Source organism: Mycobacterium sp. GA-2829, assembly GCF_001499965.1.
GTDB lineage: Bacteria > Actinomycetota > Actinomycetes > Mycobacteriales > Mycobacteriaceae > Mycobacterium.
Genome location: NZ_LQIT01000029.1, coordinates 1 through 16,348, shown reverse-complemented (window position 1 = coordinate 16,348; position 16,348 = coordinate 1). Strand labels below are relative to the sequence as shown.

Below are 16,348 nucleotides of genomic sequence, written 5' to 3'. Positions count from 1 at the left end.
AGGGCAGCGGTCCGACAGTCAGCCGGTGTTGCCGATCAGCTCGACGCCGTTGCCGTTCCACCGGAACCGCACGATGCTGGCCAGCCCGTCGACCTCACCGGAGTAGCGCAGCGCGACGGTGTCGCCGGTGGTGCCGGCCGGGTCGAGTCCGTTGAAGCCGTAGGTGTCGGGCACCCCGGTCGGGATGAACTTGCCGAGGTGGAACATCACCGCGCGGGTGTTGGGATTCTCGGCGTTGGTGTTGGCCTTCACGATGACCGCCGACAGCTGCGCGCACTCGTTGTAGTTGCCCGCCACCGGCTCGGGGCTCCAGGCCTGGTTGCTGCGCGGATCGCGGGGGAGTTCGGACACCGCCTTGGCGATCTCGGGGGCTGCGAGGTTGACCGCGCACGGGTCGGCCGGTCCTGGCGCCGTGGGCGGGGGGCCGACGGTCGGGGCGATGCTCGGCGTGGTGGGACTGGTGGCGGCGGGCGGCGGAGCAGAGGCCTCGGGAGTCTTCGACACCGTCGAGTCCCCGGAGCCGCAGCCGACGAGGGTCGACAGAGCGGCGATATCCACGGCGATAGCGACCGCGATCGAGACCACCCGTTTCACAACAGCGCACCGTACCGGGATAGATTGCGAGCTTCGAACAGGCGCGCTGGGCGGAACTCGCCCGATGGCGCACTAGACTGGCCACGTTATGACGTCGCCTGAACCGGAGTCCACCGGCACCGAAACCACCTTCGCTGATCTGCAGATTCACCCGGAGGTGTTGCGTGCCGTCGCCGACGTCGGCTACGAGACACCGTCGGCGATCCAGGCCGCCACGATCCCCGCGATGCTCGCCGGGTCCGACGTCGTCGGGCTCGCGCAGACCGGCACTGGCAAGACCGCCGCGTTCGCGATCCCGATCCTGTCCAAGATCGACACCGACAGCCGCGCCACCCAGGCGCTGGTCCTGGCGCCGACGCGCGAGCTCGCACTGCAGGTCGCCGAGGCGTTCGGCCGCTACGGCGCGCACCTCAACGTCAACGTGCTGCCGGTCTACGGCGGCTCGTCGTACGGACCGCAGCTGGCGGGTCTCAAACGCGGCGCCCAGGTCGTGGTCGGCACGCCCGGCCGCGTGATCGACCACCTGGAGAAGGGCACCCTGGACGTCTCGCGCCTGGACTACATGGTGCTCGACGAGGCCGACGAGATGCTGCAGATGGGGTTCGCCGAGGACGTCGAGCGCATCCTCGCCGACACCCCCGAGTACAAGCAGGTCGCGCTGTTCTCGGCGACCATGCCGCCGGCGATCAAGAAGATCACCGCCAAGTACCTGCACGACCCCGTCGAGGTGACGGTCAAGGCCAAGACGCAGACCGCCGAGAACATCACCCAGCGCTACTACCAGGTGTCCTACCCGCGGAAGATGGATGCGCTCACCCGGCTGCTGGAGGTCGAAGAGGGCGACGCGATGATCGTGTTCGTCCGCACCAAACAGGCCACCGAGGAGGTGGCCGAGAAGCTGCGGGCGCGCGGATTCGCCGCCGCGGCCATCAACGGTGACATCCCGCAGACGGTGCGCGAACGGACAATCTCCCAGCTCAAGGACGGGACGATCGACATCCTGGTGGCCACCGACGTGGCCGCCCGCGGGCTGGACGTCGAGCGGATCTCGCACGTGGTGAACTTCGACATCCCGCACGATCCCGAGTCCTACGTGCACCGCATCGGGCGCACCGGACGCGCGGGCCGGTCGGGCACCGCACTGCTGTTCGTCACGCCCCGCGAACGCCACCTCCTCGGTGCGATCGAGCGGGTCACCCGGCAGAAACTCGTCGAATCCCAGCTGCCGTCGGTCGAGGACGTCAACGCCCAGCGGGTGGAGAAGTTCCGCGACTCGATCAGCGAGGCGCTCAACGCCCCGGGCACCGAACTGTTCCGGCGGCTGATCGAGGACTACGAACGCGACAACAACGTGCCGCTGGCCGACATCGCCGCGGCGCTGGCCGTGCAGTCCCGCAACGGCGAGGCGTTCCTGATGACCGAACCGCCGCCGGAGAAGCGTCGCGAGCGTCCCGCGCGGGAGGAGGGCGGCCCCCGCAAACCTCGGGAGCGGACGACGCGGACGGACCTCGCCACCTACCGCATCGCCGTGGGCAAGCGGCACAAGGTGATGCCCGGCGCCATCGTGGGGGCCATCGCCAACGAGGGCGGCCTGAACCGCAGCGACTTCGGCCACATCAACATCCGGCTGGACTACTCGCTGGTGGAACTGCCTGCCAAGCTGCCGAAGGACACCCTCAAGAAGCTCGAGCGCACACGGATCCAGGGCGTGCTGATCAACCTCGAGCCCGACCGCGGGCCGAAGGCACGCCACAAAGGCAAGTGACCGCACCCCGCGGCGTGGCCGACCCGGTGGCCCAGGGGGGGCTGGAGTCCGTCTCGACCGCCGAACGGGTCGCCTCGCTCACCGGTGTCCGCGCCGTCGCCGCGCTCCTGGTGGTGCTGACCCACGCCGCCTACACCACCGGCAGATACCCGCAGGGGTTCGCCGGGCTGATCTACTCCCGCATGGAGATCGGTGTGCCGATCTTCTTCGTGCTCTCGGGGTTCCTGCTGTTCCGGCCGTGGGTGCAGGCCGCCGCGCACGGCCGTCCGGCGCCGTCGGTGCGCCGCTACGCCTGGCATCGGGTGCGCCGCATCATGCCCGCCTACGTGGTGACCGTGGTAGCGGCGTACCTCGTCTATCACTTTCGCACCGCGGGCCCGAATCCCGGACACACCTGGGAGGGGTTGTTCCGCAACCTCACGCTGACCCAGATCTACACCGACGACTACCTGTACTCGTTCCTGCACCAGGGGCTGACGCAGATGTGGAGCCTCGCCGTCGAGGCCGCGTTCTACGTCGTGCTGCCCGCACTGGCCTACCTGCTGCTGGTCGTGCTGTGCCGGCGCGCGTGGCGGCCGGGGCTGCTGCTGGCCGGATTGGCGGTGCTCGCGGCGATGTCGCCGCTGTGGCTGTGGCTGGTGCACAGCGTCGACTGGCTGCCCGACGGCGCCCGGCTGTGGTTGCCGACGTATCTGGTGTGGTTCCTCGGCGGCATGCTGCTGGCGGTGCTGGCTGCGATGCGGGTACGGGTCTACGCGCTGGTGGCGGTGCCGCTGGCGGTGGTCTGCTATCTGATCGCGTCGACGCCGATCGCGGGGGAGCCCACCACGTCGCCCGCCGAACTGCGGGAGGCGCTGGCCAAGACCGCGTTCTACGCGGTGATCGCGACGCTGACGGTGGCGCCGCTGGCCCTGGGCGACCGCGGTTGGTATTCGAAGCTGCTCGCCAGCAGGCCGATGGTCTTCCTCGGCGAGATCTCCTACGAGATCTTCCTCATCCACCTGATCACCATGGAGGTGGTGATGGTGGAGATCCTGCGCTATCCCATCTACACGGGCTCGATGCTGTGGTTGTTCGTCGGCACGATGGTGGTCACCATCCCGCTGGCGTGGGTGCTGCACCGGTTCACCCGGGTGCGCACGGCCTGATCCTTCTCCGCAGTCTCGACGATCGGCGGAGCACCCGAATGCCGCCGGGGCTTAGGTTAAGCTGCCCTAAGCTTTCGAACGAAGGGTGGGACTCGATGTCCGACAAGAAGCCGTCGCGCGGGTTCAGCGGCGCGGTGCTCAAGCTGATGCGCGCCGGCGACTACACGTTCACCGTCACCGGCAAGCGCGAGATCGGCCCGTATTACCTCCGGCTGAGCTTCACCGCGGGCGGCATGCTCGCCGACAACCCGCCGCATCCGACCCAGTGGGTGCGGGTGTGGTTCGCCGACGGCGACAAACAGCATCAGCGCGGCTACACGCTGGTCGATCCCGACCCGGCCGGCGACACCGTCGACATCGAATTCGCTCTGCACGACGGGGTGGCCTCGCAGTGGGCGCGTGACGCGCAACCCGGCGACACCCTCGAGATCACCGTGCTCGGCAGCAATTTCGCACTGCCGCAGCCGAGCCCGGCCGGCTACGTGGTCGTCGGCGACACCGCCTCGCTGCCCGCGATCAACTCGCTGCTGGCCGCCATCAGGGACGCCCCGGCGCGGGTGTTCCTCGAGGCCGGACACGAAGAGGACAAACAGCTCCCGGTCGCGCGTCCCTCGGACGTGACGTGGGTGGACCGCAAGAACGGCGGCGAGGCGCTCATCGAGACCGTCGCCGCCGCCGCGTTCGACGCGGCCGACCACTTCGGGTGGGTGGCCTGCGACAACCGAACCACCCGCGCGGTGTCCAAGGTCCTGCGCGAGGACTACAAGATCCCGAAGAAGTCGATCAAGGCGCAGGCGTACTGGCAGGTCTGACCTCACCGAGCAGCACCGGCGCCACGAACTCCACGAGCATCGCGCGTTCGTCGGCCTCGTCGCGGCCGGGGAACAGCAGCAGCGAGGTCAGCACCCGCACCAGCCAGCGGGCCCGTCGCGCGGTGCCGTTCTGGGTGCCCAGCGACCGCACGAACGCCTCGGCCATCGCGGCCACCACCTCCGACCGCGCCGCCCACTCACCGCCGATCGGACGGGCGGTCGGCGCGAACCACGAGGAGAGCGCGGGATTCTCGCGCACACTGCGCAGCGTCACGAGCGTGCCCTCGACGAGCCGTTCGGCCGGGTCGGTGATCCCGCCGACCTCGTCGGCGAGCGTGCGGTAGAGCCGCTGCGCCTGCCGGTGGACGTAGGCGGTGTGCAGGGTGTCGCGGCTGTCGAAGTAGCGGTAGAGCGTCGCCCGCGAACACCCGGCCGCGCGGGCGATGTCGTTCATACCGACACCGGCGGCGTCGCGTTCGGCGAACAGCCGCTCCGCCGCGTCGAGGATGCGGTCGGCGACCATCAGAACGTCACCGGCACGGACAGCGGGCGCCGCACGTAACTGCCGCCGGCCCACACGATTTCGGCTTCGTCGACGGTGAACTCCGGGCAGCGGGTGAGCAGTTCGGTCAGCGCGACGCGGGACTGCATACGCGCTGCCGCCGCGCCGAGGCAGAAGTGCGCGCCGTGGCTGAACGTCAGGATGTTGCGCGGCCTGCGGGTGACGTCGAGTTCGGCCGCGTCCGAACCGAATTCGCGCTCATCCCGGTTGGCCGAGCCGTACAGCAGCAATACCTTGCGGCCCGCCGGGATGGTGGTGTCCTCGATCGTGACATCGCGGGTGGCGGTGCGGGCGAGTCCCTGCACCGGGGAGGTGAGCCGCAGGAACTCGTCGACGGCGTCGCCGATCAGCGCGGGTTCTTCCGCGAGCAGCCGCCGCTGGTCGGGCCGCTGATGTAGCAGTTGCACTGTGCCGCCGAGCATTCCGGTGGTGGTGTCGTTACCTCCGGTCACCATCGTGAACGTGAACGCCAGCACCGGCAGCGGGTCGATGCCTGCGGCCACCAGGTGGCTGATCGTGTCATCGCCCGGTTCGCTTCGGCGCCGCTCGATCAGCTCGGCGAAGTAGCCCATCATCGCGCCGATGGCATCACCGGCGCCGACGACGCCGCCGGCTTCGGTGTTGGCCGCCACGATCGCCTCGGTCCAACCGTCGAACTGGGCCCGGTCCGCCTCTGGGACGCCGAGATAGTGCGCGACGACCATCGACGGCAGCGGTTTGAACAACTCGCGCACGATGTCGCCGCCGCCGTTCGCGCGCAGCGCCTCGAGACGTTCGACGACGAACCCCCGCACCGCCGGTTCGACAGCCTCCACCTGCCGCGGCGTGAACCCCCGCGCGACCAGCTTGCGGAACTCAATGTGCGTCGGGGGATCCTGCATGACGAACGGCGGATTGTCCGCGAGCCCGATCAGCTCGAGCTCATTGTAATTAACCGTCAACCCCTGCGCGGACGAGAACGTCTCGTGGTCGCGCGCCGCACGCCAGACGTCGGCGTGCCGGGAGAGCACGTAGTAGTCGAGGTCGGGCGCGGCGGCCGGGACGACGTGGTGGACCGGGTCGTGATCGCGCAGCGCGGCGTACATCGGCCACGGGTCTGCCCAGGTGTCGGCGGTGGCGAGCTGGAACCTCGGCTGATGAGACACATTGGCCGTCATGTCTCATGGATACCACCTCGGCGTGCGATTTGTGCACGAAAACGCGCGCTGACCGCGTCGTCGGTCACCGCGAGACTGAAATCCCGCAGCGAAAGTTCGAGAAAGGGCCTGCGTGGTTTCAGTCTCGCGCTACAACCAAGCGCGGCATCATCGACGCGCCCACCGACACCCCGCGAGACTGAAATCCCGCAGCGAAAGTTCGAGAAAGGGCCTGCGTGGTTTCAGTCTCGCGCTACAACCCCGCACAAATCGCAGGTCAGAACGCCGCACCGGGGTTGAGGATGGCCTCGGGGTCCAGCGCGGCCTTGATCCGGCGGTTGAGTTCCATCGCCTCCGGACCGATCTGGCCCGCCAGCCACGGCCGCTTCAACCGTCCGACGCCGTGCTCGCCGGTGATCGTCCCGCCCAGGCTGACCGCCAGGTCCATGATCTCGCCGAACGCCGTCTCGGCGCGCTCGGCCATCGCCGCGTCGGCCGGGTCGAACACGATGAGCGGGTGGGTGTTTCCGTCGCCGGCGTGGGCGATCACCGAGATGACCACATCGCGATCGGCGGCGATCTTCTCGATGCCCGCGCACAGGTCGGCGAGCCGGGGCACCGGCACGCCCACGTCCTCGAGCAGCAGCGACCCCTTCGCCTCGACGGCAGGGATCGCATAGCGCCTGGCCGCCACGAACGCCTCACCCTCGTCGGGATCCGACGTCGAGAAGACCTCGCTCGCACCGGCTTCGGTGAACACCTTCGCCATGAACTCGGCGGCGTCGGCGCCCGCGGGCCCGCGGTCGTCGGACGCCGCGACCATCATCGCCGCCGCGTTGCGGTCCAGACCCATCCGCAGCTTGTCCTCGACGGCGTTGATCGCGACGGCGTCCATGAACTCGAGCATCGACGGCCGGATCCGGCCGGTGATGGTGCTGACCGCGCCCGCAGCGGCCTCGACCGAATCGAACGTCGCGACCACCGTGCAGGCCGCCGGCTGCGGGGGCAGCAGCCGCAACGTCACCTCGGTGATCACGCCGAGTGTGCCCTCGCTGCCCACGAACAGTTTGGTCAGCGACAGCCCCGCCACGTCCTTCACCCGCGGTCCGCCCAGACGCACCGCGGTGCCGTCGGCGAGCACCACCTGCAGGCCCAGCACGTAGTCGGTGGTGACGCCGTACTTCACACAGCACAACCCGCCCGCGTTGGTCGCGACGTTGCCGCCGATGCTGCAGATCTCGAACGACGACGGGTCCGGCGGGTACCACAGGCCGTGTTCGGCGACGGCCTTCTTCACCTCGGCGTTCAGCAGCCCGGGCTGCGCGACCGCGGTGCGGGTGACCGGGTCGACGGTGATCGCACGCATCTTCTCCGTCGACAGCACGATGGCGCCGTCGAGCGCGGTGGCGCCACCGGACAGCCCGGTGCCCATCCCGCGCGGGACGACCGCGACCTTGTGCGCCGACGCCCACCGCAGCACCGTCTGCACCTCTTCGGTGCGGGTGGGGCGCACGACCGCCAGCGCGGTGCCCGCATTCGGGTCGGCCGCGCGATCCTGCCGGTAGGAGGCGACGATGTCGGGATCGGTGACCACGACACCGTCGGGTAGTTCGGCGATGAGCTCGGCCAGGGTGTCAGCGACCATGCCCCGATGCTATGCCGCGCGCCGCACCGGGAATCCGCCGAACCCGGGGACGGCACCCCGTCCGCGGCGCATGATTCCTCAGGGGGGCGCTCGACAAGGAGGCGGCGATGGCTGACGACTCGACCGGCGCCGTGGTGGCGCCGCTGCTGCCCGGCGGCGGGGTGCTGCCGTTCGCGCCGACGCCGTCGGCGAGCATCGCGGGCCGCACCCTCGCCGAGTCGACCTATGCACCGCGCACCGTCCCCAAGAGGCTGCACCCCGACAGCCCCAACATCGTGATCGTGCTCATCGACGACGCCGGGCCCGGGCTGCCGTCCACGTTCGGTGGTGAGGTGACCACCGCGACGCTCGACCGGATGCGCGCGGAAGGCGTGTCCTACAACCGCTTCCACACCACCGCGATGTGTTCGCCGACCCGCGCGTCGTTGCTGACCGGGCGCAACCACCACGAGATCGGCAACGGGCAGATCGCCGAACTGGCCAACGACTGGGACGGCTACGCCGGCAAGATCCCGCGCAGCAGTGCCACGGTCGCCGAGGTGCTCAAACAGTACGGCTACGCCACCTCGGCGTTCGGGAAGTGGCACAACACTCCGGCCGAGGAGACCACCGCGACGGGGCCGTTCGAGAACTGGCCCACCGGACTGGGTTTCGAGTACTTCTACGGGTTCCTGGCCGGTGAGGCGTCGCAGTACGAACCGCATCTGGTGCGCAACACCACGGTGGTCTCTCCGCCGCGGACCCCGGAGGAGGGCTATCACCTCTCCGAGGACCTGGCCGACGACGCGATCGGCTGGCTGCGCAGGCACAAGGCGTTCAACGCGGACAAGCCGTTCTTCATGTACTGGGCCAGCGGGTGCCTGCACGGTCCGCACCACATCATGAAGGAGTGGGCCGACCGGTACGCCGGTACGTTCGACGACGGCTGGGATGCGTACCGGGAGAGGGTGTTCGAGCGCGCCAAGGCCGACGGCTGGCTACCGCCGGACTGCGTGTTGACCGAGCGTGACGAGACGCTGGCGTCCTGGGATTCGATCCCCGAGGACGAGAAGCCGTTCCAGCGCCGCCTGATGGAGGTGGCCGCCGGATACGCCGAACACGTCGATGTGCAGGTCGGCCGCATCGCCGACGAACTCGACCGCCTCGGCTTCGGGGACAACACCCTGTTCTTCTACATCTGGGGCGACAACGGGTCCTCGGGTGAGGGGCAGAACGGGACCATCGCGGAGTTGTTGGCGCAGAACGGCATTCCGACCACGGTGCGGCAGCACATCGACGCCCTCGACGAACTCGGCGGGCTCGACGTGCTGGGGTCGCCACTGGTGGACAACCAGTACCACGCGGCGTGGGCGTGGGCGGGTTCGACGCCGTACAAGGGGATGAAGCTGCTGGCGTCGCACCTGGGCGGCACCCGCAACCCGATGGTCGTGCGGTGGCCGGCGAAGGTCCCCGCCGACCCCACCCCGCGGGAGGTGTTCCTGCACTGCAACGACGTGGTGCCCACGATCTACGAGGTCGTCGGTATCGAACCGCCGCGCGTGGTCTACGGGGAGCCGCAGATCCCGCTCGCGGGCCGCAGCTTCGCGCGCACGCTGACCGACCGCGCGGCGCCCGGCGGGAAGAAGACCCAGTACTTCGAGATCATGGGCAGCCGCGCCATCTACCACGACGGCTGGCTGGCCTCCGCCCGCGGCCCGCGGTTGCCGTGGGTGCCCGGCCAGCCCGAGGGCATCGCCACCTGGACTCCGGACAACGACGTCTGGGAGCTGTACCACCTCGAGGAGGACTGGTCGCAGGCAACCGATCTCGCCGCGCAGCAGCCGGAGAAGCTGGTGCAGATGCGGGAGATGTTCGCGATCGAAGCGGCCAGGAACGCGGTGTTGCCGGTGGGCGGCGGGCTGTGGGTGCCGGTGTACCACCCGGAGTTGCGGATCGCCCCGCCCTACCGCGAGTGGGAGTTCTCCGGCGACATGGTCCGGATGCCCGAATTCTGCGCGCCCGCGCTCGGCAACAAGGACAACGTCGTCACGGTCGACGCGGAGATCCCGGACCGCGCCAACGGTGTGCTGTACGCACTGGGCGCGGCCGCCGGGGGACTGACGTGCTACCTCGACGACGGCCACCTCTGCTACGAGTACAACCTGTTCATCCTGCAGCGCACGAAGATCCGCTCGGCGCACAGATTGGCGCCGGGCCGCGCCACCATCGTCGTGACCACCCGGTACGCCGAGCGACGCCCCGCCGGACCGTTGGACGTCACCCTGGCCGTCGGGGGCGACACGGTCGCGGCGGGCCGGGTCCCGGTCAGCGCCCCGTTGCTGTTCACCGCCAACGACTGCCTCGACATCGGCACCTGTCTCGGCTCGCCGGTCTCCCTGGACTACCGGGACCGCGCCCCGTTCCCGTTCGAGGGCCGGATCGACCGGGTGCACGTCGCCTACACCTGACTGGTGTGGGCGGCAAAACCCGAAGTCCGCCCGTCGGGTGGCCTCACCTGCACTACGGTTCGACACATGCCCCGCTCCTACGGTCAGCACTGCGCGCTGGCCAAGAGCCTCGATCTGGTCGGCGACCGCTGGACGTTGCTGATCGTGCGCGAGTTGCTCGACCGGCCCCGCCGCTACGGGGACCTGCTGAGCGGGCTGGCCCCGATCGCCACGGACATGCTGGCGGGGCGGCTGCGTCACCTCGAACACAACGGGTTGGTCGTCAAACGGGAACTGCCCAAACCGGCGTCGGGCAACGTCTACGAGCTCACCGAGGACGGGCGTGCGCTCGAAGAGGTGATCGACGCGTTCGCGCGGTGGGGCAGGCACCTGCTGTTCACCCGGACCCCGTCGGACCTGGTGCGTCCGGAGTGGTTGGCGCGGGCGGTGCGCGCGTATGTACGGTCCGACCGCACCGGACCGGATCTGGTGGTGCGGCTCGCGACGCCGCAGGGCGGTGCGACGGTGTCGATCGGGCAGCGGGTGGAGGTGGTCGACGACGACGTCCCGCCCGACGTGGTGCTGACCGGTGAGGTGGACGTGCTGGCCGCCGCGACCGATCCGACGCGGGTGGACGAACTGGTCTCGGCGGGTCGGTTGCACATCGCCGGGGACCCGGAGGCGATCCGTCAGCTTCCCGAGATCTTCACCCCGCCGCGGGTTCGCCACTGAGCGGACGGTCCAGCTGCCGCAGCGCGGGCAGGAAGACCGCCACCACCCCGAGCGCCAGCATCGGCAACGCGAGCGCGAGGAACGTCGTCGACAGGCCGGCGCGGTCGGCCAGCGGCCCGGCGACCACCAATCCGAGCGGTCCGGCGGCGTAGGCCAGCGACCCCATCACCCCGACCACCCGGCCCCGCAGATGGGCGGGCGCCCGGGTCTGCATGACGTAGTTGTAGATCGGCGCGATCGGCCCGTAGACCAGTCCGACGATCGCCGAGAGCACCAGGATCACCGGCAGCGGCGGCAGGAACGCGATGACCGTCATCGCCACTCCGAGGGTGAGCACCGCGGTCAGCATGATCGTGCGGCGGTTGGCGTGCCGGGACAGTGCCCCGTACCCGAGCGCGCCGACCAGTCCGCCGATCGACAGCGCCATCAGCACCCAGCCCAGCTGTGCGGGTTCGTCGCGGTCGGTGAAGTACTTGGGGAACAGCACGCTCTCCATCGGCATGTACAGGCCGGTGGCGACCAGGTCCACCACCGCCAGTGTGCGCAGAACCGGTGTGCGCCAGACGAGTCCGAGACCCTCGACGATGCCCGTCCACACCCGCCCCGGCAACTGGGCGCGGTCGGGCCTGCCCGCACCGTCGAGGCGCAGCGCCGTGACCGCGACGATGGAGAGCACGAACGCCCCCGCGGTGACCCACATCGTGTTCACGCCGCCCATCGTCGCGATCAGCAGACCGCCGATGCCGGGGCCGACGATGTAGGCCAGGTTGAACACCGCCTCGTACACGCTGTTGGCGTGGTCGAGCGTCCACCCGGCGCGGTGGGCCGCCTCGGGCAGCATGGTCTCGCGCGCGGTCATCCCGGCCGGGTCGAAGAACGCCCCCAGCGCGGCGAGCGTCGCGAGCACCGCGACGTTGACCACCTGCACCCCGAACGTCAGCGCGAGCACCGGTACCGCGGCCACCGACAGCGCGGAGAGCGCGTCGGAGATGAGTGACACCATTCGGCGGCCCAGGTAGTCGACGGCGGCGCCGGCGATCAGCGTGGCCACCAGCAGGGGCAGGGTCCCGGCCATCGCGACGATCGACGCGTCGACCGCCGAACCGTTGCGCTGCAACACCAGCCACGGGAACGCGACCAGCGAGATGCCGTTACCGGCTCCCGCGGTCAACGCCGAGAAGTAGATGAGAAACAGCGGGCCGCGTCTGCCGGTGATCATGGGTATCGCGGCCGAATCTAGCAGCGGACGGCACAGTGGAGGCGTGCAATCACCTCACCCGCGCACCGGAGCGTTGTTCGAGTCGCCGGTGCCGCCGGGCACCGGCTGGCCCGGTGACCCCGCGACCGCCCAGACGGCGGTGGCCGCCTCGGCCGCGACGGTCGAATCCCTGGCCGCCGACGTCGGCTCGCTCGACGAACTCGACGCGCTGGTCTCCGTGTGCCGGGCGTGCCCACGCCTGGTGGAGTGGCGGGAGGAGACCGCCGCGGTGCGCCGCAAGTCGTTCGCCGACCAGCCCTACTGGGGCAGGCCCGCACCCGGGTGGGGCGATCCGCATCCGGGCATCATGGTCGTCGGGTTGGCGCCCGCCGCCCACGGCGCCAACCGCACCGGCCGGATCTTCACCGGCGACCGGTCCGGCGACTTCCTGTTCGCCGCTCTGCACCGGGCCGGCCTGGCCAATCAGGCGCTGTCGGTCGACGCGGCAGATGGGTTGGCGCTCAACGATATCCGGATGGCCGCCGCGGTGCGGTGCGCGCCGCCCGCGAACGCGCCGACCCCGGCGGAGCGCGCGACGTGCGCGCCGTGGCTGGACGCGGAGTGGCGGCTGGTCCGTGACGAGGTGCGGGTGGTCGTGGCGCTGGGCGGGATCGCGTGGAAGGCCGCGCTGCAGATGCTCCGCCGCGCCGGGGTCACCGTCCCGGTGCCCGCACCGCAGTTCGGACACCTCGCCGAGGCGGCGATGGCAGAGGTGACGCTTCTCGGCTGCTATCACCCCAGCCAGCAGAACACCTTCACCGGCAAGCTGACCCCCCAGATGATGGACGAGGTGTTCCTCCGGGCCCGTGACCTGGCAGGACGCTGAGCCGGGAACGTAGCGGCACCGGAATGTGTTGAGGTTGGCATGCGTCTTTCTGTCCTGGACCTGATCCCCGTGCGCTCCGACCAGACCACGTCGGATGCGCTGGCCGCGACTACCCGCCTCGCCCAGACCGCCGACCGGTTGGGGTACACGCGCTACTGGATCGCCGAACACCACAACATGCCCGCCGTGGCGGCCACCAGCCCGCCGGTCGTGATCGCCCACCTCGCCGCGCAGACGTCGCACGTGCGGTTCGGCTCCGGCGGGGTGATGCTGCCCAACCACGCACCCCTGGCGGTGGCCGAACAGTTCGCACTGCTGGAGGCCGCGCATCCGGGCCGCATCGATCTCGGTATCGGCCGGGCACCCGGATCGGACCCGGTGACGTCGATGGCGCTGCGCGGTGCCGCCGGTCGTGACGACACCGACATCGAACGTTTCCCCGACTACCTCGACGACGTCACGGCGCTGATGAGCCGTCACGGCGTTCGAGTGTCGTTGCCGCGCAACCTGATGCGCGAGAACTACATCCTCAAGGCCACCCCTGCCGCGAGCACCGAACCACGGCTGTGGCTGCTCGGCTCGTCGATGTACTCGGCGCACCTGGCCGCGGCCAAGGGGCTGCCGTACGTATTCGCCCACCACTTCTCCGGTCAGGGCACCGCCGAGGCGCTGGCGACCTACCGCGCGGAATTCCGCCCCAGCGACGTCGCCGCCGAACCGGTCACGTTCCTGACGGTCAACGCCGTCGTCGCCGACACCCATGACGAGGCGATGGCGCTGATGCTGCCGAACCTGCACATGATGGCGCAGCTGCGCACCGGTCAACCGCTGACCGCGCTCGACCTGGTCGAGGACGCCGAGGCCAAGGAACTGAGCCCGCAGGCGCAGGCCGTCGTCCAGCACGGGTTGGCGCGCGCGGTGGTCGGCTCACCGACCGAGGCCGCCGAGCAGGTCCGGGCGCTGGCCGCCGAATTCGACGTCGACGAGGTGATGGTCAATCCGGTCGCGTCGGCGCGGCGCGGGACCGATCCGGCGACCTCGCCGGCCCGCGACACGACGCTGGAACTGCTCGCCAAAGAGCTGTTCTAGGGTTCCAGCACGACGATCGGGATCGGTCGTGTCGTGCGTTTCTGGTACGCCTCGTAGCGGTCGGCGTTGTTGTCGTTGACGATTCGCCACAACCGGGCGTAGTCCGGGTCGTCCGGTAGTACCGGGCGCGCGGTGACCGCCAAACGCTTTGTGCCGACGTTGATCTCGACGTTCGGATGCGCCTTGAGGTTGTGGTACCAGCCCGGTGATCTCGGGGCGCCGCCGAGTGAGGCGACGATCAGGTAGTTCTCGCCGTCGCGGGCGTAGGTCAGCGTGTTGCTGCGGGCCTGGCCGGTCTTGGCGCCGACGGTGTGCAGCAGCAGGCTCGGCGGAACTCCGGGGATGCGGTGGCCGATGCGGCCACCGGACTTCTTGTAGAGGATGTCGTGCACCCTCAGCAGCCGGATGCCGATCTGCTCGACGGGATTGAGGTTGCTCATTGCACCAGTGTGCCCGTCGCGGCGGCCATAGGGTGTCGGGATGCAGGACTGGAGCGGGGCGCGCGCGGTGGTGGTCGGCGGGTCCATCGGCGGCCTGACCACCGCATTGTTGTTGCGGCGGCTGGGTTTCGACGTCTCGGTCTACGAGCGCACGCCGGACGATCTCGACGGCCGTGGTGGCGGCATCGCCATGCATCCCGAGACGCTGCGGTGGTTCACCGAGTGCAGCGAGCGGCATCCCGAGCAGGTCAGCACCTCGACCCATCACGTGCAGTATCTCGACCGGGGCGACGCCGTCGTCCACACCGAACCGCTGGCCTGGACGTTCACGTCGTGGGGCACGTTCCACCGGGCTCTGCTCGCCGACTTCGGCACGGATCGTTACCACCTTGGCGAGTGCGCGACGGGGTTCGACCAGGACGCCGACGGCGCCGAGGTGGTCTTCGCCTCAGGGCGGCGTGAGCGCGCGGATCTGGTGGTGTTCGCCGACGGGGTCACCTCGACGAGCCGACGACGCTTCACCTCGACGGCCGAGCTGGAGTACGCCGGCTACGTCGGCTGGCGCGGAACGCTGCCCGAGAGTCAGCTCTCCGAGGGCACCTTCAGGCGGCTGCACGATGCGATCACCTACAGTTTCGCGCCGCACACCCACCTCGTGGCCTACCCGATCCCGTCCCCCGACGGCGGTCTGGCGGTGGGGCGGCGACTGATGAACTTCGTCTGGTACCGCAACGTGGCCCCGGGCGATCTGGCCGAGCTGATGACGGACAGGAACGGTGACGTCGCCGCGGTGTCGCTGCATCCCGGTGCGGTGCAGGACCGCTTCGTCGACGAGATGCGCACGGCGGCAAGCGAACTGCTGGCACCGTCGGTGGCGGAGCTGGTGCTGCGCACCGAACACCCGTTCCTGCAGGCGGTGTACGACGTCGGCGTGGACCGCATGGCGGTGGGGCGGGTGGCGCTGCTCGGTGACGCCGCGACCACGGCACGTCCGCACGCCGCCGCGGGCACCGCCAAGGCTGCCGCGGACGCCTGGGCGCTGCACGACGCGCTGCGTGCGTCCGGCAGCGTCGCCGAGGCGCTGGGGAAGTGGGAGCCCGAACAGCTGGAGCTGGGCAGGCGACTACTGACACGGTCACGGGCGATGGGCACGCGGTCGCAGGTCGATTGCACCTGGGAGCCCAGCGATCCGCAGAACCGGTTCGGGCTGCACGGCCCGGCCTGGTGACTACTACGGGGCCGTATCGAGTTCGGCGAGCGCCTCACGCAGCAGCCGGCCGGACTCCTCACGGTCCGGGTCGCGGCGCAGCACCATGTTCTTGGCGAACGAGAGTTTGTCGCCGGTGCGGCGCGGAAGCACGTGCAGGTGGATGTGGAACACCGTCTGGAAGGCCGACTTCCCGTCGTTGATGACGACGTTGTTGCCGTCGGCGTGCAGGCCGGAGCGGCGTGCGGCCTTGGCGATGCGCTGCCCGATCCGGGCCAGTCCGGCGACGGTGTCGGGTGGGGTGTCGGTCAGGTCCACGCTGTGCCGCTTCGGGATCACCAGCGTGTGGCCGCGCGAGAACGGGCGGATGTCGAGGATCGCGAGGTAGTCGTCGTCCTCGTAGACGCGGATGGCGGGCGCCTCGCCGGCGACGATGGCGCAGAAGACACAGGACATCCCGCCACGGTAGCGCCGCTTTCACGTTGACTCTGCGCTCAGGGCGGCGGTCACTCGAACTTTCGCGCCGTATGCGCAGAGTCAACGAAGGGGCTAGCGGGTGGTGACGTAGACGATGCGGTCGTCGTTGTCGTAGCGGACCGAGACGATCTTCGACTCGTCCAGCGGCTTGGTCATGCCCTGCTGGTTTTTTAGGATATGGTTTCCTCGGTGATCTAGTGCTCTCTTTTTGTCGGCAGCGTTGCCGGGGCC

At 69.8% G+C, this 16,348-nt stretch carries 15 protein-coding genes; 8 read left to right on the top strand and 7 right to left on the bottom strand.

Annotated elements, in window-relative coordinates:
• Window positions 1-18: 18 nt before the first annotated feature.
• Complete coding sequence (locus AU194_RS17925; protein WP_369804154.1) at window positions 19-585, bottom strand: LppP/LprE family lipoprotein; 567 nt, start codon at window positions 583-585, stop codon at window positions 19-21.
• Window positions 586-682: 97 nt separating this feature from the next.
• On the opposite strand from AU194_RS17925, the gene AU194_RS17920 reads away from it, so the two are divergent.
• The 3 genes from AU194_RS17920 (at window position 683) to AU194_RS17910 (ending at window position 4,319) form a co-directional block, all read left to right on the top strand.
• Window positions 683-2,359, top strand: coding sequence for a DEAD/DEAH box helicase (locus AU194_RS17920; protein WP_059090600.1), 1,677 nt, complete (start codon window positions 683-685; stop codon window positions 2,357-2,359).
• Window positions 2,360-2,373: 14 nt separating this feature from the next.
• Window positions 2,374-3,507: an acyltransferase gene (locus tag AU194_RS17915; RefSeq protein ID WP_197417657.1), complete on the top strand. Its 1,134-nt coding sequence runs from the start codon at window positions 2,374-2,376 to the stop codon at window positions 3,505-3,507.
• Window positions 3,508-3,602: 95 nt separating this feature from the next.
• Window positions 3,603-4,319, top strand: coding sequence for a siderophore-interacting protein (locus AU194_RS17910; RefSeq protein ID WP_059090598.1), 717 nt, complete (start codon window positions 3,603-3,605; stop codon window positions 4,317-4,319).
• On the opposite strand, the gene AU194_RS17905 is transcribed toward AU194_RS17910, so the two are convergent.
• From AU194_RS17905 to AU194_RS17895, 3 genes are all read right to left on the bottom strand, one after another.
• Window positions 4,291-4,842: a TetR/AcrR family transcriptional regulator gene (locus tag AU194_RS17905; protein WP_059090597.1), complete on the bottom strand. Its 552-nt coding sequence runs from the start codon at window positions 4,840-4,842 to the stop codon at window positions 4,291-4,293. The two genes, AU194_RS17910 and AU194_RS17905, sit on opposite strands and share 29 nt — an antisense overlap.
• Entirely contained in the window at window positions 4,842-6,038 is a 1,197-nt protein-coding gene (locus AU194_RS17900) for a cytochrome P450 (protein WP_059090596.1), read from the bottom strand. Before AU194_RS17900 ends, AU194_RS17905 begins: the two co-directional genes overlap by 1 nt.
• 256 nt (window positions 6,039-6,294) lie before the next feature.
• Window positions 6,295-7,662, bottom strand: coding sequence for an FAD-binding oxidoreductase (locus AU194_RS17895; RefSeq protein ID WP_059090595.1), 1,368 nt, complete (start codon window positions 7,660-7,662; stop codon window positions 6,295-6,297).
• A gap of 107 nt (window positions 7,663-7,769) precedes the next feature.
• Here AU194_RS17895 and AU194_RS17890 point away from each other — a divergent pair, with 107 nt between their 5' ends.
• Window positions 7,770-10,109 carry an arylsulfatase gene (locus AU194_RS17890; protein ID WP_059090594.1) on the top strand — a complete coding sequence of 780 codons (2,340 nt, stop codon included), beginning with the start codon at window positions 7,770-7,772 and terminating at the stop codon, window positions 10,107-10,109.
• A 66-nt stretch (window positions 10,110-10,175) separates the two neighbouring features.
• The gene (locus AU194_RS17885; RefSeq protein ID WP_059090593.1) at window positions 10,176-10,820 is read left to right on the top strand and encodes a helix-turn-helix domain-containing protein; all 645 of its coding nucleotides are present in this window, start codon (window positions 10,176-10,178) and stop codon (window positions 10,818-10,820) included.
• Here the strand turns inward: AU194_RS17885 and AU194_RS17880 are convergent.
• Window positions 10,795-12,039, bottom strand: a complete 1,245-nt coding sequence (locus AU194_RS17880) for an MFS transporter (protein ID WP_059090592.1) — start codon at window positions 12,037-12,039, stop codon at window positions 10,795-10,797. The genes AU194_RS17885 and AU194_RS17880 overlap by 26 nt on opposite strands.
• Before the next feature lie 43 nt (window positions 12,040-12,082).
• Between AU194_RS17880 and AU194_RS17875 the strand changes: the two genes are divergently transcribed.
• Window positions 12,083-12,904, top strand: a complete 822-nt coding sequence (locus tag AU194_RS17875) for a uracil-DNA glycosylase (protein WP_059090591.1) — start codon at window positions 12,083-12,085, stop codon at window positions 12,902-12,904.
• Window positions 12,905-12,943: 39 nt separating this feature from the next.
• Complete coding sequence (locus AU194_RS17870) at window positions 12,944-13,993, top strand: LLM class flavin-dependent oxidoreductase (protein WP_059090590.1); 1,050 nt, start codon at window positions 12,944-12,946, stop codon at window positions 13,991-13,993.
• Here the strand turns inward: AU194_RS17870 and AU194_RS17865 are convergent.
• Window positions 13,990-14,433 carry a nitroreductase family deazaflavin-dependent oxidoreductase gene (locus AU194_RS17865; RefSeq protein ID WP_059090589.1) on the bottom strand — a complete coding sequence of 148 codons (444 nt, stop codon included), beginning with the start codon at window positions 14,431-14,433 and terminating at the stop codon, window positions 13,990-13,992. The genes AU194_RS17870 and AU194_RS17865 overlap by 4 nt on opposite strands.
• A gap of 40 nt (window positions 14,434-14,473) precedes the next feature.
• Between AU194_RS17865 and AU194_RS17860 the strand changes: the two genes are divergently transcribed.
• Entirely contained in the window at window positions 14,474-15,661 is a 1,188-nt protein-coding gene (locus tag AU194_RS17860; RefSeq protein WP_059090588.1) for an FAD-dependent monooxygenase, read from the top strand.
• A 3-nt stretch (window positions 15,662-15,664) separates the two neighbouring features.
• On the opposite strand, the gene AU194_RS17855 is transcribed toward AU194_RS17860, so the two are convergent.
• Entirely contained in the window at window positions 15,665-16,096 is a 432-nt protein-coding gene (locus AU194_RS17855) for an HIT family protein (protein WP_059090587.1), read from the bottom strand.
• Between the last annotated feature and the right edge of the window lie 252 nt (window positions 16,097-16,348).